This is a genomic window from Flavobacterium sp. LK-23 (assembly GCF_058135255.1).
The window spans coordinates 38560-56746 of record NZ_JBYUVT010000026.1 but is presented as its reverse complement, the minus strand read 5'-3'; the positions used below and the strand labels follow the sequence as shown (position 1 = coordinate 56746).

General features: G+C 33.4%; 18 protein-coding genes. 15 read left to right on the top strand and 3 right to left on the bottom strand.

All coding sequences use genetic code 11. From position 1 onward, the window contains the following. The first annotated feature begins 113 nt into the window (after positions 1–113). The 4 genes from AC3Y25_RS23135 to AC3Y25_RS23120 all read left to right on the top strand — a co-directional run bounded on the left by AC3Y25_RS23135 (position 114) and on the right by AC3Y25_RS23120 (position 2715). Positions 114–365 (top strand): hypothetical protein, encoded by a 252-nt coding sequence (locus AC3Y25_RS23135; protein ID WP_427872960.1) that lies wholly within the window; start codon positions 114–116, stop codon positions 363–365. Further along, on the top strand, positions 355–636 hold the full coding sequence (locus tag AC3Y25_RS23130; RefSeq protein WP_489904383.1) for a type II toxin-antitoxin system RelE/ParE family toxin: 282 nt from the start codon (positions 355–357) through the stop codon (positions 634–636). The genes AC3Y25_RS23135 and AC3Y25_RS23130 overlap by 11 nt, the downstream gene beginning before the upstream one ends. 45 nt (positions 637–681) lie before the next feature. Then, positions 682–1095, top strand: coding sequence for a Holliday junction resolvase RuvX (gene ruvX / locus AC3Y25_RS23125; RefSeq protein ID WP_177210155.1), 414 nt, complete (start codon positions 682–684; stop codon positions 1093–1095). A gap of 126 nt (positions 1096–1221) precedes the next feature. Next, positions 1222–2715, top strand: coding sequence for a malate:quinone oxidoreductase (locus AC3Y25_RS23120; protein WP_489904382.1), 1494 nt, complete (start codon positions 1222–1224; stop codon positions 2713–2715). Between the two features lie 40 nt (positions 2716–2755). On the opposite strand, the gene AC3Y25_RS23115 is transcribed toward AC3Y25_RS23120, so the two are convergent. Next, positions 2756–4978: an FUSC family protein gene (locus AC3Y25_RS23115; RefSeq protein WP_427872964.1), complete on the bottom strand. Its 2223-nt coding sequence runs from the start codon at positions 4976–4978 to the stop codon at positions 2756–2758. A gap of 199 nt (positions 4979–5177) precedes the next feature. Between AC3Y25_RS23115 and def the strand changes: the two genes are divergently transcribed. From def to mazG, 3 genes are all read left to right on the top strand, one after another. Continuing rightward, positions 5178–5768 (top strand): peptide deformylase, encoded by a 591-nt coding sequence (gene def / locus AC3Y25_RS23110; protein WP_250835534.1) that lies wholly within the window; start codon positions 5178–5180, stop codon positions 5766–5768. A 60-nt stretch (positions 5769–5828) separates the two neighbouring features. Then, on the top strand, positions 5829–6314 hold the full coding sequence (locus tag AC3Y25_RS23105; protein ID WP_250835535.1) for a DUF5606 family protein: 486 nt from the start codon (positions 5829–5831) through the stop codon (positions 6312–6314). Positions 6315–6413: 99 nt separating this feature from the next. Continuing rightward, positions 6414–7184 (top strand): nucleoside triphosphate pyrophosphohydrolase, encoded by a 771-nt coding sequence (mazG, locus tag AC3Y25_RS23100; RefSeq protein WP_111424177.1) that lies wholly within the window; start codon positions 6414–6416, stop codon positions 7182–7184. Here the strand turns inward: mazG and AC3Y25_RS23095 are convergent. Next, positions 7181–7864, bottom strand: a complete 684-nt coding sequence (locus AC3Y25_RS23095) for a Crp/Fnr family transcriptional regulator (RefSeq protein ID WP_250835536.1) — start codon at positions 7862–7864, stop codon at positions 7181–7183. The two genes, mazG and AC3Y25_RS23095, sit on opposite strands and share 4 nt — an antisense overlap. A 202-nt stretch (positions 7865–8066) precedes the next feature. Here AC3Y25_RS23095 and AC3Y25_RS23090 point away from each other — a divergent pair, with 202 nt between their 5' ends. The 8 genes from AC3Y25_RS23090 to AC3Y25_RS23055 all read left to right on the top strand — a co-directional run bounded on the left by AC3Y25_RS23090 (position 8067) and on the right by AC3Y25_RS23055 (position 16691). Continuing rightward, on the top strand, positions 8067–10451 hold the full coding sequence (locus tag AC3Y25_RS23090) for a heavy metal translocating P-type ATPase (RefSeq protein WP_489904381.1): 2385 nt from the start codon (positions 8067–8069) through the stop codon (positions 10449–10451). Positions 10452–10568: 117 nt separating this feature from the next. Further along, a complete protein-coding gene (ccoS, locus tag AC3Y25_RS23085) occupies positions 10569–10760 on the top strand; it encodes a cbb3-type cytochrome oxidase assembly protein CcoS (protein WP_427872970.1) in 192 nt (63 codons plus the stop codon). Positions 10761–10762: 2 nt separating this feature from the next. Beyond that, on the top strand, positions 10763–12949 hold the full coding sequence (ccoN, locus tag AC3Y25_RS23080; RefSeq protein ID WP_489904380.1) for a cytochrome-c oxidase, cbb3-type subunit I: 2187 nt from the start codon (positions 10763–10765) through the stop codon (positions 12947–12949). Positions 12950–12956: 7 nt separating this feature from the next. Beyond that, on the top strand, positions 12957–13151 hold the full coding sequence (locus tag AC3Y25_RS23075; protein WP_095930915.1) for a cbb3-type cytochrome oxidase subunit 3: 195 nt from the start codon (positions 12957–12959) through the stop codon (positions 13149–13151). A gap of 2 nt (positions 13152–13153) precedes the next feature. After that, the gene (locus tag AC3Y25_RS23070) at positions 13154–14092 is read left to right on the top strand and encodes a cbb3-type cytochrome c oxidase N-terminal domain-containing protein (RefSeq protein WP_489904379.1); all 939 of its coding nucleotides are present in this window, start codon (positions 13154–13156) and stop codon (positions 14090–14092) included. A 10-nt stretch (positions 14093–14102) separates the two neighbouring features. Then, the gene (ccoG, locus tag AC3Y25_RS23065) at positions 14103–15521 is read left to right on the top strand and encodes a cytochrome c oxidase accessory protein CcoG (protein WP_489904378.1); all 1419 of its coding nucleotides are present in this window, start codon (positions 14103–14105) and stop codon (positions 15519–15521) included. A gap of 12 nt (positions 15522–15533) precedes the next feature. Then, positions 15534–15983, top strand: coding sequence for a FixH family protein (locus tag AC3Y25_RS23060; RefSeq protein WP_489904377.1), 450 nt, complete (start codon positions 15534–15536; stop codon positions 15981–15983). Positions 15984–15989: 6 nt separating this feature from the next. Continuing rightward, positions 15990–16691, top strand: coding sequence for a sulfite exporter TauE/SafE family protein (locus AC3Y25_RS23055; RefSeq protein ID WP_489904376.1), 702 nt, complete (start codon positions 15990–15992; stop codon positions 16689–16691). Between the two features lie 20 nt (positions 16692–16711). Here the strand turns inward: AC3Y25_RS23055 and hemN are convergent, their stop codons facing one another. Further along, positions 16712–18076, bottom strand: a complete 1365-nt coding sequence (gene hemN, locus AC3Y25_RS23050; protein ID WP_489904375.1) for an oxygen-independent coproporphyrinogen III oxidase — start codon at positions 18074–18076, stop codon at positions 16712–16714. Positions 18077–18187 lie beyond the last annotated feature (111 nt).

Below are 18187 nucleotides of genomic sequence, written 5' to 3'. Positions count from 1 at the left end.
TATTTTTTAGGTTTGAATATTTGGATAAAAGTCCGTCTTGAGTTTCTCAAGGCGGATTTTTTTGTTTTTAAGTTTAATTTAAAAATCATGAATTTAAAAAGGTTTATATTTGTATGGAAAATGAAAGTATTATGGAAGCGATTAGATTGGAATTTCAGCCAGAGATTAGAGAGAAAGTACTTAAGTTATTAAGTGAGTTTTCTCCTAGTGAATTGACAATTATTGAAGAAGATTCTGACTTTGAAAATGATAAAAAAAAAATACATGCAGCTTATGCTAAATTAAAAAGTGGTAATGAAAAGTTGTATTCAATAGATGAAGTAGATTCAATTTTAGACAATACATTTTCGGAATATGATAATTAAAATTTCGAATGAATTTTTAAAATTATTAAAAGAACAAGTTCATTATATTTATAAAGATAAACCTGGAGCAGCACTAAAGTTTAGGAAAGATTTGCTACGAAATATTAAAAAAGATTTAAAACAGCCTTTTCTCTTTAAAAAATCAAGATATTTTGATGATGAAAATATTAGGGATTATGTTTTTAAAGGTTACGTTTCTATTTATGAAGTTGATACCGATAAAAACATTGTTTTCATTTTCGGTTTTATAAAATATAAAGACTCTCTTTAAAGATTATAATTTTACTTTCTAAATCTTTTATAAAAATTTCAAAACATGCCAAGAATCCTCTCAATAGATTACGGACAAAAACGCACAGGAATAGCTGTTACAGACGAAATGCAGATTATTGCTTCAGGCTTAACTACAATTCCGACTCATACTTTGATTGACTTTTTGAAAGATTATTTTGCTAAAGAAAAAGTCGAAGCGGTTTTGATTGGTGAACCCAAACAAATGAACGGTCTTCCGTCTGAAAGTGCTTCTGTGATTAATGGCTTTGTAACTCATTTTTCGAATATTTTCCCCGATATGAAAGTAATTCGTGTTGATGAACGTTTTACTTCAAAAATGGCATTTCAAACTATGATCGACAGCGGTTTAAATAAAAAGCAACGTCAGAACAAAGGTTTGATAGACGAAATTTCTGCTACAATTCTGCTTCAAGATTATCTTTCCGCAAAAAAATAACGCTGTTCGTCGTATTTTTTATTTATAATTTAATGGTTTTTAGAAAATCCTAACTTTTATCACCTAAAAATTAGTTTTTTTTTGCAATTAAAAAAGTACCTTTGCACTTTAAATAAAAATACTGTTATGCCTGACGAAACCATACGTTCAAATAGTGATGTAGTACTCATTGGCGCTGGAATAATGAGTGCCACTCTTGGGGTAATTTTGAAAGAATTACAACCAGATATAAAAATTGAAATTTACGAAAGATTAGATGTTGCAGCAGCTGAAAGTTCTGATGCTTGGAATAATGCAGGAACCGGACACTCTGCTTTTTGTGAATTAAATTATACTCCAGAAAAGGCAGATGGCAGTATAGACCCTAAAAAAGCAATAAGCATTGCAGAATCATTTGAGATTTCTCGCCAGTTTTGGTCTTATTTAGTGCAACAAAATAAAGTGCCGTCTCCGGATAATTTTATTAAAAGCGTACCTCATATGAGTTTTGTATGGGGAGATAAAAACGTAGATTATTTAAAAAAGAGATTTGAGGCGCTTCAAAGCAATCCAATTTTCTCTGATATGACTTTCAGTACAGATTTTGAGCAACTTCAGAAATGGATGCCATTGGTAATGGAAGGCAGAACTGCTGACGAAAAATTAGCAGCAACACATATGGAAATTGGTACCGATGTTAACTTTGGTGCTTTAACAAGAAGTATGTTCAATTACTTAGAAAAATTAGATGGTGTTTCTTTGTATTTTAATCATGAGGTTAAAAAACTAAAACAGCGTGAAGATAAATCTTGGAGAATTAAAATTAAAGATTTGTCGACAGGAAAAACTCGTAAAGCCTATACTAAATTTGTATTTATTGGTGCAGGTGGAGGTTCTCTTCCTTTATTAGAAAAAGCAAATGTTCCTGAAGGAAATGGATATGGAGGTTTCCCTGTAAGCGGGCAATGGCTAAAATGTACAAATCCTGAGGTAATTGCTAAACACCAAGCAAAAGTTTACGGAAAAGCAAGTGTTGGAGCTCCTCCAATGTCTGTTCCGCATATTGATACTCGTGTAATTGATGGGGAAAAAGCACTTCTTTTTGGTCCATTTGCAGGGTTTTCAACTCGTTTCTTGAAAAATGGTTCTTATTTAGATTTGCCGTTATCTATTAAGCCTAACAATTTAATTCCGATGCTGGCTGCAGGATATCACAATATTCCATTAACAAAATATTTGATCGAGCAAGTGCGCCAGTCGCCAAAAGATAGAATGAAAGCTTTACGCGAATATCTTCCAACAGCTCGTTCAAAAGATTGGAAATTGGAAAAAGCAGGACAGCGTGTTCAGGTGATCAAAAAGGATGAGAAAGATGGCGGAGTTTTAGAATTTGGTACTGAAGTAATTAATACGCATGACGGAACGTTGGCGGTTTTATTAGGTGCTTCTCCAGGTGCTTCTACAGCTGTAGCAATTATGGTTGATTTGATCAGCAGATGTTTTACGCATCAAATTAAAACACCAGAATGGCAAGCAAAATTAAAAACAATGATTCCTTCTTACGGTCAGACTTTAAATGATAAGCCAGAACTTTTACAAGAGCTTAGAAAACAAACAGCAGAAGTTTTAAAATTAAATTAAGCTTTTCCTCATTTATATAAAAAAAACAAATCCAGATGAATTAATCTGGATTTGTTTTTTTTAGGTCGGTTGTGTTTTTTAGAATTTTTTCTGCCAGATTACTCATCCAGATCAATTGTTCAATTACCATTTGTGCTTCCTGCATTTTAGCCTGACGCGTTTCCTTATCCAAATCATCATCTTCGGCTAAGCGCGTAAAATGCTTTCGCTTTAATTCTTCAAATTGCAAAGTCACATCTTCTTTTTCAAAAAAGGTATCCTTTATAATAACTTCATTTCTTAAAACAGAAATAGAATGATCCAAATTGGCTAAAATTGTTTTGATGATATAATTAAAAGAATCTGATGCAGAAGTGGTTTGGTGCGACTGAATATAAGTTGACAATGAAGCCAAAGCAGATAATAAAGAGTGGTTTAAAACTACCAATTTGTTCACCAAAGGCATTGTCTTCTGTTTCGATTTTGGCTCTTGCATCATGCGCTGGAAAGAAGTCATTAAATTGCCTATTTCAACAAAAGCATTTTTTCTTGCAAGACGGTAAGAAGTAGGAACTTCACCTTTTTTATTATAAAAATCTGCAATTTCTTTGAGGTAATTCCTGTTGGCTCGAATCGTGTTTTCGATATGAATTGGCGTATTGATAAATTCCCACGCAGGCCATAAAAACTGATTGGCAATAAAGGCCAAAATGGCTCCGGCAAGCGAATCTAATATTCGGTATTGGATTACCTCATTGATATCTGGGGTAAGAATTCCGTAAATAAAAACGACATACATCGTAACAAATGTTGCACTTATCTTATAGTTGATTTGGGTAAATGAAATTCCCAAAAGCATACATACAATAGAGAAAATGCTCAATGCTACGTGATTCTGAATAACCGATACAATTCCGAAAGCTATAAATCCTCCCAAAACAGTTCCGAACATCCTGTTGTAAGATCGTTCTTTTGTTAAGCCGTAACCAGGGCGCATGATTACTACAATCGTAAGCAGAATCCAATATACGTTTTGAAATGGAAGCACTTGTCCGAGAAAGAAACCGATTAAAATAGTAATGGTTAATCGTATCGAATGTCTGAAAATTGATGAAGAATAACTTAAATTTTCGATTAAAGTTCTCAACGGATAATATTGTGGTGTAAGGAATTTTTCAAGCTCCTTGTCTTTGTCTTTTAGTTTGTAAGACTGCATAGCTAGAGAAAGTGCTCGCTGAATGGTTTTGATTTTTCCAACCTGATTTTTAGCATATTTCAGCATATTGGTCAGCATTAAAACTCCTTCTGCGGCTTCTTCTTTGCCTAATGTTTTTTCATAATCAAAAATGGCAAATTCTAGAGCATCCAATTCGTTTTTCAAATCATGTTTGTCAACATAAACACTAATATGACGGACATTTTTTGAAAGCTTCTTGAGAGTTGAAGCTAGTTTATAGGCAACATTTTGATACGTTCTTAAAACATCGGGATGTTTGGCGAATTTTTCATGAAGTTTGCTATGATCGAAAGAAGTGTACAGCGCCAATTCTTGAATTTCGACTAAAGTAATAAAAACTAAAAGCATTTTTCTATTCTGACTTGTAATTCCAGATGCATTCTGGTTTCCGATCAGCATTTTTCTTAAATCTTCATGAATAAGATTCAATTCTACCTGTACAGCTAGCTGTTTCTCGATAATAGCTTTTCTGTTCGCTTCAGGGCTCCATAAATCACCTCTTAGTTTTAGATATTTGGCAGTAAGTTTTATTCCTTCAGCGATTTGTAATTCTACATATTTATAGGGCTGTACAAAATGAAAAACAAGAGATACTACCAAATACAGAATTCCTCCGATAAAAATAAAGCCAGAATATTCAAAAGCTTCCCAACCTTCATGTAAATGTCCAAAAGAAAGAGAAATCGATAATAAAGCCGAGAAAGATATCAGAGTTGCTCGCTGCCCGTAAACCGAAATCATAGAGCACAAAAACAATAGAAATCCTAAAAAGATATAAAAAAGGAAAGGATATGGATAGACGAGATTTACAAGTAGATTAACGCCTGAAACAATAAATGAGGCAGCAATTAATCCTTTTATTTTATGGCTAAGAGAACTCGGAATATCACTAGGATAGGTGTAAAAAGCTCCAAGTGCGATGGTGAACCCAATTTCAAAATGGCCTAAAAAATTTAAGACTAAAACAGGAACAACAGAAGCAATAGTTACTTTGGAAGCATTGAAAAATGAAGTGCTGTTTGTAAATTTTGAAATCTTATCAATCATAAAAAGAGGTTTACTAACAAAGGTAAGAATTGTAGGAGTGATTTTGGCATAATTATGGATGAGATTTTTAACAGCTTGTAAAAAATGCGATATAATAGTTTATTAGAATCATTCTTGACTATTTTTTACTATTTTTGCCAGCTGAAATAGCATAACTTTAATTCTGTTTTTGCAGCATATTAAATATAAATAAAAACAAATGATTTTACCAATTGTAGGATACGGTGATCCTGTTTTAAGAAAAGTAGGGCAGGACGTTACACCAGAATATCCAAACCTAAAAGAAACGATCGCAAATATGTACGAGACGATGTACAATGCGTATGGAGTTGGACTTGCAGCACCGCAGGTTGGGCTTCCTATTCGTTTGTTTGTTATAGATACAACGCCTTTTAGTGATGATGAGGATCTTCCTTCAGAGGAGCAAAAAGATTTGAAAGGCTTTAAGAAGACTTTTATCAATGCTAAAATCGTTAAAGAAGAAGGAGAAGAGTGGGGATTTAATGAAGGCTGTTTAAGTATTCCAGATGTGCGTGAAGACGTTTACAGAAAACCAACTGTTACAATTGAATATTGTGAAGAAGATTTTGTAATGAAAACGGAAGTATTTGACGGATTAATCGCAAGAGTTATCCAACACGAATACGATCATATTGAAGGAATTTTGTTTACAGATAAAATATCATCTCTTAAGAAGCGTTTAATCCAAAAGAAATTGAAAAATATTACTGAGGGAAAAACGTCTCAGGAATATAGAATGAAATTTTTCGCAGCTAAAAAAGCAAGGTAAGTTTTCTAAATAGTTAGAAACAAAAAATAAATCAAATTCTTAATACTAATTTTAATAAAAATGAATTTAACGAAAATTTTAGCCATTTCAGGAAAACCAGGTTTATACGAATTAAAAGTACAAACTCGTACAGGTTTTGTGGCGGAATCATTAATTGATGGGAAGAAGATTACTGTAAATCTAAAAAGCAATGTAAGTTTATTGTCTGAAATTTCGATTTATACTTATGAAGGTGAAAAACCGTTAACTGAAGTAATGCAGCAGATTGCCGTTAAAGAAAATAAAGGACAAGCTATTTCTCATAAAGAAGATAATGCTACTTTGTCTGCTTATTTCAAACAAATTCTTCCAGATTATGACGAAGAGAGAGTTTATCCATCAGATATCAAAAAAGTATTAAATTGGTACAACACGCTTCAAGCAAAAGGATTAGTTACAGACTTAGCTCCTGCAGTTGAAGAGCCAAAAGAAGAAGCTCCAGTTGCTGCAGAAAAGCCAAAAAAAGCTCCAGCAGCTAAAAAAGCAAAAGCTAAAAAAGAAGAATAGTAGTTTTTCTTTAAACATAAAATAATCCTGTTAAGATGTTTTCTTGACAGGATTTTTTAATTTTACAGAATCGAGTTTAAATCAAAAGAAAACTTCAAAATGAGCAGAGAAAACCAGTTAAAAGCATTTGAGAGATTATTGAATATCATGGATGAACTTCGTGAGCAATGTCCGTGGGATAAAAAGCAAACTTTGCAGACACTGAGACATCTCACAATCGAAGAAACCTACGAGTTAGGCGATGCTATTCTGGACAATGATTTAAATGAAGTTAAAAAAGAATTGGGAGATTTACTGCTTCATATTGTTTTTTATGCAAAAATAGGCAGTGAGACCAATGATTTTGATATTGCTGATGTCTGTAATGAAATCTGCGAGAAATTAATTCATCGTCATCCTCATATTTATGGAGATGTAAAAGTAGAAAATGAAGAAGAAGTAAAACAAAATTGGGAAAAATTAAAACTGAAAGAAGGTAAAAAATCTGTTTTAGAAGGTGTGCCAAGAAGTCTTCCAGCTTTAGTGAAAGCGAGCCGAATTCAAGATAAAGTTAAAGGAGTAGGCTTTGATTGGGAAGAACCTCATCAGGTTTGGGATAAAGTTCAAGAAGAATTACAAGAATTGCAAGATGAGGTAAAATCTGGAAACCAAGATAAAATCGAAGACGAATTTGGAGATGTTTTGTTTTCTATGATTAATTACGCAAGATTCTTAAATGTAAATCCAGAAGACGCATTAGAAAGAACCAATAAAAAGTTTATAAAGCGTTTTCAATACTTAGAAAGTAAAGCAAACGAATTAGGTAAGCCATTAATGGATATGACACTTACAGAAATGGACGTTTTCTGGAATGAAGCTAAAAAACTCTAGTTGTCGGCTAATTTCTTTAAAGCGCGAACATCTTTAAGCATAATCTTTTTACCAACCAATTCTATTAATCCCAATTTATTAAAATCAGATAATAAGCGAATACAGCTTTCTGTTGCAGTACCAATAATTCCTGCAAGTTCTTCTCTTGTTAGCTGAACTTTAAGCGTTTTGTCAGCGTCTTCGCCAAACTCGTCATGTAATTGCAATAAAGTTTCGGCAAGTCGTTGTTTAACGGTTTTCTGAACTAAAGCAATTTTTTCGTTTTCAGATTCTTTTAAATCTTCGCAAACAGACTGCATCAGATTTAAAGAAAACTGATTGTTATTGTTAAAGAAATTGATGATTTCAGTTTTAGGAATAAAACAAACCTCCATGTCGGCAATCGCTTTTGCTGTCAAGTTTGCCGGCTCATTACTAATCATCGAGCGCTGTCCAAGCAGTTCGCCAGATTTAACCAATTTTACAATTTGATCCTTTCCGTTTGCACTCAATTTCGAAAGCTTACCGACACCATCTTTTATACAAAAAACGCCATTGGTTACTTCGCCTTCTTCAAAAATGGCTTCACCTTTTTTAATTTTGTAAGAGGTTTTACTGCTGGCTAATTTAATGACTTCTTCTTTGTTAAGGGCTTTTAATGAGCTTAGCTGACGTACAATGCATTGATCACATTTATTCATGACAATATTTGTTTGCTGCAAAAATAAGCATATTTAAGGGTTTTAACGACCATAATAAGGTAAAATTATTATAAATTAGGGTTTACTCTCGTTTGAGCTTTTTATTTTATAAATTTAGGAATCCGATTTCAAAATAACATGATAATTGTCATCTTAAAAATTATGCTTTAATTGGAAATTTGCAACAAATAAAAACAAGTTTATGAGGGAGCAAAGTTGTTTTCATTGTGGTTTAACTATTGAACAAAATGAAGAAATTGATTTTGATGATAAAAAGTTTTGTTGCACAGGCTGTAAAACAGTTTACGAAATTTTCAGCATCAATGACCTAACATCTTATTATGATTTTGAAAAGTCTCCAGGCGCCACTCCGCAAGACATCAAAGGGAAATATGATTTTTTAGAAAATGAAACCATACTAGCAAAGGTTTTGGAATTTCAGGAAGGAAACACTTCGATTGTTTCGCTCAATATTCCGCATATCCATTGCAGTTCTTGTATTTGGATTTTAGAAAACCTAAATCGTCTTCAGCCAGGAATTAGTACTTCTCAAGTTAACTTTCACGAAAAGAAAGTTAGAATTACGTTTAATTCAGACCTCGTTTCTTTAAAAGAAATTGTTTATCGCTTAAGTTCTATTGGTTACGAACCTTATATAAGTTTAGAAAATTACGGAACAGCAAAAGCAAAGGTAGACAGGAGTTTAACTTATAAGCTAGGTGTAGCTTTTTTTTGTTTTGGAAATATAATGCTGCTTTCATTTCCAGAATATTTCGAAATGAAAGAATTCTGGTTGGATAGTTACAAACCGTTTTTCAGATTACTGATTTTTCTTTTAGCATTACCAAGTTTCTTGTATTCGGCAAGCGGGTATTATATTTCTGCCTATCACAGCATTAGAACTAGAATGCTTAACATTGATATTCCGATCGCTTTAGGAATTATTGTAATGTTTATTCGCAGTACATACGATATGTTAATGGACCATGGTCCGGGATTTTTTGACAGTTTGGCCAGTTTAGTATTTTTTATGCTCCTTGGCAAAATGTTTCAAATTAAAACGTATAGTTTTTTAAGTTTCGAAAGAGATTTTAAATCGTATTTCCCAATTGCTGTTACTAAAATTAATAAAGATGCTACCGAAGATAATGTCGCTATTTATGATGTATTAAAAGGAGATCGATTATTAATTCGAAATCAGGAGCTTATACCGGTTGACGGAATTTTAATTAGCGAAAGCGCAGAGATAGATTATAGTTTTGTTACAGGAGAAGCAGTGCCAATTACTAAAAAGTCTGGAGATAAAATATTTGCAGGAGGAAAACAGATTGGAAAAGTAATAGAAATGGAAGTATTGCATTCTGTTTCGCAAAGTTATCTGACTCAGTTATGGAGTAACGAAATTTTTCAGAAAAAAGTAGATCAGAAACACAAAACCATAACAGATGCAATAAGCCGATATTTTACCCCTATTTTATTACTAATTGCATTTGGTGGTTTTGGTTATTGGATTTTTATTGATGCCAATACTGCTTTTAATGTTTTTACGGCCGTATTAATTGTGGCTTGCCCTTGCGCATTGGCTCTTACAGCTCCGTTTACTTTTGGAAACATATTACGAATTTTAGGGAAAAAGAAATTTTATCTGAAAAACGCGATTGTAATCGAACAACTTGCTAAGGTGGATACGATTGTTTTTGATAAAACAGGAACAATTACAACGAATAAAAAATCGAATATAATGTATGAAGGAAATGCTATTTCGGATTCAGATATTGTATGGATTAAAAATGTATTACGAGGATCAAATCATCCATTAAGCAGAATGCTGTATGATTTTCTGCCAGAAGCTAAACGTGTCGCTGTAGAAGAATTTCAAGAGATTACAGGAAAAGGAATTTTGGCAATTGTTGAGAATAAAGAAATTAAAATTGGTTCAGGACAATTTGTACATGATATAGTTGCAGATGGTTCGGAAATTGAAAAAACAGCGTTGCATATCAAAATAGGAGAGGTTTATTTGGGGAAATTTACTTTTCAAAATCAATATCGTGAAGGTTTAGAAAAACTTTTTGAAGATCTGAGTAAAGCTTATAAAATCAAAGTGCTTTCTGGAGATAATGATGGTGAGAGAGCTAATTTGGAAGCGATTCTTCCAAAAGGAACTGAGCTGATTTTTAATCAGAAACCAGAACAAAAACTAGAATACATAAAGAAACTTCAAGAAAAAGGGCAAAATGTAATGATGGTTGGCGACGGGCTGAATGATGCAGGAGCGCTGGCGCAAAGCAACGTCGGGATTTCTATTTCAGAGAATGTAAATGTCTTTTCGCCTGCATGCGATGCAATTCTTGATGCAACAGAATTTTCACGTTTGAACTACTTTTTAAAGCTCTCACATAAAGCGATTTCTATTATTAAAATGAGTTTCGGACTTTCCTTGCTTTACAACGTTGTTGGACTTGCATTTGCAGTTACAGGAAACCTACTTCCGTTAGTTGCTGCTATCATTATGCCATTGAGTACAATTACTATTGTGAGTTTTGTAACTTTAATGTCTAACTATTTCAGTAGCAGAAATTTATAATAACTATAATTTGTATTATAAGATTTTTTTTATAAATTTAACAATCTTTTTGTTTATGATAATTATCATATTTTATACGCCCTTAACGAAGTAATTTTGTTAATATAAATCTAAGGTATGAGTGTTATTTATCTATTAATTTCAGTAAGTATTTTTGTGGCAATCTGTTTCTTTGTTGCCTTTATCGCAGCTGTCAAGTCTGGACAGTACGATGATGATTATACCCCTTCAGTCAGAATTCTTTTTGATGACGAAACCAAAATTAATTCCCAAAATAATAATTCACCAATCGAAGAAAAACAAGTATAATTATGGAAATGGAACAGTTTTATTACGACAACAAAATTGTAAAAAAATTCATTTACGCCACAATACTATTTGGTGTTGTGGGTATGTTAGTGGGACTTACCCTTGCGGTAATGTACCTTTTTCCCAACATTACAGATGGGATTTCGTGGCTTAGTTACGGCCGTTTGAGACCGTTACACACCAATGCAGTTATTTTTGCCTTTGTGGGTAATGCTTTCTTTGCTGGTATGTACTACTCGCTACAAAGATTGCTAAAAGCCAGAATGTTTAGTGATTTTTTAAGTAACCTTCATTTCTGGGGATGGCAGTTAATTATTGTAGCAGCCGCAATTACACTTCCGTTAGGTTATACTTCTTCTAAAGAATATGCAGAGCTAGAGTGGCCAATTGACATTGCAATCGCTTTAATTTGGGTTGTAATGGGAATTAATATGATTGGAACCATGCTGCGTCGTAGAGAGCGTCACTTGTATGTTGCAATCTGGTTTTATTTAGCAACATTTGTAACGGTAGCAGTACTTCATATCTTTAATAATATAGAAATTCCGGTTTCAGCTTTAAAAAGCTACTCTGTATATGCAGGTGTTCAGGATGCGCTTGTGCAATGGTGGTACGGGCATAATGCGGTAGCATTCTTCCTTACAACTCCGTTCTTGGGATTAATGTACTATTTCGTTCCAAAAATTGCAAACAGACCTGTTTATTCTTATAGATTATCTATTATTCACTTTTGGTCTTTAATCTTTATCTATATATGGGCAGGACCTCACCACTTATTATATTCTGCATTGCCAAACTGGGCTCAGAATCTTGGGGTTGCATTCTCAGTAATGTTAATTGCGCCATCTTGGGGGGGTATGATCAATGGTCTTCTTACATTAAGAGGAGCTTGGGATAAAGTTCGTGAAGAACCCGTTTTAAAATTCTTCGTAGTGGCAATTACAGGTTACGGTATGGCAACTTTTGAAGGTCCGATGTTATCTTTAAAAAACGTAAATGCTATTGCGCATTATACGGACTGGATCGTAGCACACGTACACGTAGGGGCTTTAGCTTGGAATGGTTTCATGTCATTTGGTATTATCTATTGGCTGATTCCAAGAATGACAAAGTCAGAGCTATTCTCTAAGAAATTAGCAAACTTCCATTTCTGGATTGGGACTTTAGGTATTATTGTGTATACAATTCCGTTATATGTGGCTGGTTTCCAACAAGCATCAATGTGGAAACAATTTAATCCAGATGGTACTTTAACTTATGGTAACTTCCTTGAAACCGTAACGGCTATTATGCCAATGTATTGGATGAGAGCTATTGGAGGTAGTTTGTATCTAATAGGTATGCTGACCTTGGTTTATAATATTATTATGACTGTAAAAGCTGGTAATACAATTGAAGATGAATTGGCTCAGGCTCCAGCTTTGCAAACAATAAAAAGCAGTAGATTAAGTGGAGAGAAATTCCACTCATGGTTAGAAAGAAAACCAATCCAGTTAACCATTTTAGCAACTATTGCAATTTTAATTGGAGGTATTATTCAGATTGTTCCAACAATAATGGTAAAATCAAATATTCCAACTATTTCAAGTGTAAAACCATATACGCCGTTAGAGCTTGAAGGACGTGATTTATATATTAGAGAAGGTTGTGTTGGATGTCACTCTCAGTCCGTTCGTCCATTTAGAAGTGAGGTTGAACGTTATGGAGTTCAGTCAAAAGCGGGTGAGTTTGTTTACGACCATCCATTCTTATGGGGATCAAAACGTACTGGACCAGATTTGTTAAGAGTAGGTGGTAAGTATAATGACAATTGGCATTTTAACCACATGTGGAATCCACAAAGTACATCTGCAGGTTCAATTATGCCAGGATATAAATGGCTGTTTGATAATAAACCAATGGATACTTCATTGACTCAGAAGAAAATGCAAGCTATGATTTCTTTAGGGGTGCCATATACTCCAGAAGAAGTTGCTAATGCACAAAGAACTTTAAGAGAGCAGGCTGTTAAGATAGAAAAAAACTTAGAAAGTGATCCTGATTTCGTTAAGAGTTACGAAGACAGCCGCAAAAAAGCTGAAGCAAAAGGCGAGAAATTCATTCCGATGAACGAAAGAGAAATCGTTGCTTTGATCGCTTATATTCAAAGACTTGGTACTGATATTAAAGTAAAAGAAACTTCAAAATAACAGCATTATGTTTGAACAAATAAAACACAATATGGAAACAATATCGGGTATAGAAGTTTACCCGATTATTTCCCTCTTAATTTTCTTCTTATTCTTTGTAGGATTAGGCGTTTGGGTATTCTCTTATAGAAAAGAAAAAATTCAAGAAATGAGTAATATACCTTTAGATGAAGGACTTAGTGTAATTACAAAAGATAGATAAAAATGAAAAAGTTTTTCCCAGTATATGTTAGAGTACCGTTGATTTTCTTCATCGTATTTGCTTTGATGGAATATTTTATAGACTCAGGCGATAAGCCCGCTTTTGTAAAGTTCCCAATGGTAGCACTCTTTTTATTCGTCTTTTTATTTATTCTGATTGCAATCGAAATTACGCTTAGTGCTGTAAATCGAGTGATGTATCAATTGCTGTCACCAGAAGAAAAAGCGCAAAAAGAACTTGAAGAAAGTTTAAGCTTCAAAGAAAGCACTTGGTTTAAAAACCTTATGCATAAATTGACTCAAACAGAACCGATTGAGAAAGAAGCTGATTTATTGATGGATCATGATTATGACGGAATCAAAGAATTAGATAATAATTTACCGCCATGGTGGGTATATTTATTCTACATCTGTATCATTTTTGGAGTAATCTATGTAGTTCGTTACGATGTTTTAGGAGCCGATGATCAAGAAATGGAGCTGAAAAAAGAATTAGCTCAAGCAAAGATTGATGTTGCAGAATACATGAAAACAGCACCAGATTTAATGGATGAAAAAACGGTTGTTTTACTAACTGATGCACCAAGTTTGGATGAAGGTAAAACAATCTTTACAACCAATTGTGCCGCATGCCACCGTGCAGATGGAGGTGGTCAAATCGGGCCTAACCTTACAGATGATAAATGGATTTTAGGAGGAGGAATTAAAAACCTATTCCATACGATTACAAATGGTGGTAGAGATGGAAAAGGGATGATTGCTTGGAAAGGAACCCTTAAACCAAAAGAAATACAAAAAGTAGCAAGTTATATTCTTTCTTTACAAGGAAGTAATCCTAAAGATCCAAAAGAAGCTGAAGGAGAAGTTTGGGTAGATGATAGTGCTCCCAAAACAGATGCGGCCGCTGCAGCACCAAAAGATACCACACAAGTTAAAAAATAATTAGAATATCATGTCAAATTTACCAGACGAAGCTTTTAGAGATACCATTGGAACAATAGATGAAGGTGGAAAACGAAAATTTATATTTCCTAAAAAACCGTCTGGTAAATTTTATGATTATAGAAAAATTGTCAGCTATGTTTTGTTGGCAATTTTATTCATAAATCCTTTTATCAAGGTTAATGGGAATCAGTTTATGATGTTCAATATTATCGAACGTCGCTTTAATATTTTTGGATTCCCTTTTTGGCCACAGGATTTTTATCTCTTCGTAATTTCAATGCTGATCGGCGTTGTATTTATACTCTTATTTACTGTTGTTTTTGGAAGGATTTTTTGTGGATGGATTTGTCCGCAGACTATTTTTCTTGAATTGGTTTTCCGTCGAATAGAATATTGGATTGATGGAGATCGCGGAGCACAAACCCGTTTAGCGAAACAAGAATGGAATGCAGAAAAAATTAGAAAAAGACTGATTAAGTGGACTGTTTTCTTTTTGATTTCTTTCCTTATTGCTAATGTCTTTCTTGCTTATTTGGTAGGAAGCGACACATTATTTTTAATGATTGAGCAAGGCCCGATAAAACAGGCAAGCAATTTTATAGCATTATTAATATTTACTGGAGTTTTCTATTTTGTTTTTGTATGGTTTCGTGAACAGGTTTGTATTATTGCTTGCCCGTACGGAAGATTACAAGGGGTTCTTCTAGATAATAAATCTATAAATGTTGCTTATGATTTTGTACGAGGTGAAAAAGAAGAAGGCCGTGCAAAATTCAATAAAAAAGAAGATAGAGCATTAACAGGAAAAGGAGATTGTATTGATTGTCTTCAATGTGTTCATGTTTGCCCTATGGGAATTGACATTAGAAACGGAACACAGTTAGAATGTACAAACTGTACAGCTTGCATTGATGAATGCGATCATATTATGGAATCTGTAGGATTGCCAAAAGGTCTTATTCGTTATGCTTCTGAAGATGAAATTGCCAAAAAAGAACCTTTTAGGTTTACAGCAAGAATGAAAGGTTATACAGCAGTTCTCTTTATTTTATTGAGTATTTTTGTTGGAATGCTGTTTTTAAGAACGGATGTTCAAGCGGTAGTTTTACGTTTACCAGGTCAGTTGTTCCAGCATAATGGAGAAAAAATTAGTAACGTTTACACCTATAAAATTGTAAACAAAACGATGAAAGATTACAACGATATTCATTTTGAATTAATAGATCAGAAGGGAGAAATTAAAAATGTTGGTAAGAGACATTTTAAGGTTGCAAAAGAAGGAATTTCTCAAGGAACATTATTCATTGAAATCGATGAAGTTTTATTGGAAAGCGATAAAACAAAAGTAAAAATAGGGGTTTATAATGGTTCTGAACTCATAGAAACAACAACAACAAATTTCTTAGGACCACGTAGTTTTAATTAAAAATATAGTATTATGAAATTTAATTGGGGAACTGGAATCGTCATTGCATTCGGATTGTTTATGACATTCATTTTATATTTTGTTTTTGAAGTGCAGTCAAATTCTAAATACGATAACGATCTGGTAGTTGAAGAATATTACAAACACGATACGCACTTTCAGGACGAAATGGCAAGGATTCAAAATGCACACGATTTACAGCATAAGCCATCAATAAAATATACTGAAGATGGTGTAGCGGTAATTTTTCCTGCAGGATTTGAAAGCGATAAGGTAAAAGGTAACATTCAATTGTATAGACCTTCAAACAAAAAATTTGATTTTAATACTCAAATTGCTTTAACTAATTCAGAAATTATTATTCCACAGAAAAAACTAATAAAGGGTCGTTGGGATGTGAATATGGAATGGCAATATGAAGGAAAAAAATATCTCACTAAAGAAGTCATTTACGTAAACTAAATCAAAATGTTATTCTCAGCTTTCTTTTTAGGTTTAATAAGTAGTCTGCATTGTGTTGGAATGTGTGGGCCAATTGCCATGATGCTTCCTGTAGATAGGCAAAATGAAGCCAAAAGAGTAACACAGATTATGACATATCATTTTGGTCGATTATCTGCGTATTCAGCAATTGGGCTGATTTTTGGATTGCTCGGAAGAGGTTTTTTTCTGGCAGGATTACAGCAGAAAATGTCAATAATTATTGGTGTAATTATGATTGTTGTGGTTTTGATTCCTGAGAAGAAATTTGCTCAATATAATTTTTCTAAACCAGTATACAAAATCATTTCAAAAGTTAAAGCCAATCTTGGAAGTCAGTTTAAAAACAAGAGTTATAAATCTCTTTTTACAATTGGTCTTCTAAACGGATTTTTGCCTTGCGGAATGGTTTATGTTGCTTTGTTTGGAGCAATAGCCATGCAGAGCGCAGGTCTTGGTGTACTTTATATGCTTTTGTTTGGAATCGGAACAATTCCGTTAATGACTATTGTGGTCTATGTCAATACATTATTGAAATTGCCATTTCGAAATAAAATTCAAAAGGCAATTCCTTATGTAGCCGTTATAATTGGAGTTTTATTTATCCTTCGTGGATTAGGATTAGGTATTCCTTATATTTCTCCTTCAAACATGAGTTTATTTGTGCAGCAGACTCCAAACTGCCATTAAAAAGATATTTTAAAAAGATTTTATACGGTCATCGAAAACAAATTTGTTTCCGGTGACTTTCTTTTTAGATGTAAATCAAAAGCCATACAAATATTACGTACAAAAGGCCTTCCTTCTTCTGTAATTTTGATTTTATTACTTTCAATAACAATTAAATTATCGTTTTCGATTTCTTTTAAAGCAATTATAACCTCAGGAAGCTCTGCAAAATTTAGAGATTCACCAGTCCAGGAAGTCTCCAATTCACAGGTTAAATTCAGAATGTGTTTTCTAATGATTAGATCTTCAGGATTCAAAATATGACCTTTTACAACAGGAAGTTGGTCAGACTCTAAAATCTCGTAATATTCTTCTAGACTTTTGGTGTTTTGTGCAAAACTATACCAGCTGTCGCTAATAGAAGATACGCCAAGTCCAATCATAACCTGCGTTTTAGAAGCACTATAGCCCATGAAATTTCTATGCAGATTTCCATTATGTGCGGCTTTGTATAAACTATCATCTGTTAAAGCAAAATGGTCCATGCCAATTTCATGATAGCCGTTTTGAATTAAAAGTTTTTTACCAATTTCATACAGTTTTCTTTTTTCCGAATCTTTAGGCAGATTTTCGTCATTAAAACCTCGTTGTCCATTCCCTTTTATCCAAGGCACGTGTGCATAACTGTAAAATGCTAGTCTGTCTGGTTTTAATGAGTTGGTTTTTTCAACTGTATCTATTACATCTTCAATAGTTTGAAACGGAAGTCCAAAGATAATATCGTGTCCAATTGATGTGTAGCCAATTTCTTTTGCCCAAAAAGTTACTTTGGCAACATTATGAAATGGCTGAATTCTATTTATAGCTTTTTGAACAGTTGCAGAGTAATCTTGAACTCCAAAACTTACTCGGCGAAAGCCTAATTCGTAAAGTTTTTTAAGCTGTTCGTAAGTTGTATTGTTTGGGTGTCCTTCAAAACTAAATTCGTGATTTGCTGCTTTTACAGCATTTTTAAAAATTCCGTTTATAAGGCTCTCCAGATTTTCTTTTGAAAAGAATGTTGGAGTTCCTCCGCCTAAATGTATTTCTTTAATAACGGGCTTTTCTGGAAGTAAATCACAATACATTTTCCATTCTTTAAGAACTGCCTGAATGTATTTCTCTTCTACGGAGTGATTTTTAGTAATACGTTTGTTGCATCCGCAGAAAGTGCACATGCTTTCGCAAAAAGGCAGGTGAATGTATAAACTGATTCCGTTCTTTGAATTGCTTTCTGAGAATGATTGTTTTAAAGTAGTAATCCATTTTTCTGATGTAAAGTCAGCTTCGTTCCAATATGGAACTGTCGGATAACTAGTATATCTTGGACCTGGGACATTGTACTTTTGTGTCAAAGAAATTTTCATAACGACGGATTTAGTTTTCATCAAAATTAAAACTTAAGGCGAAGACATAAAATGACAAATATCATATAACTTGTAAAAAAAAAGAGACCCAAAATTGAGCCTCTTTACTGA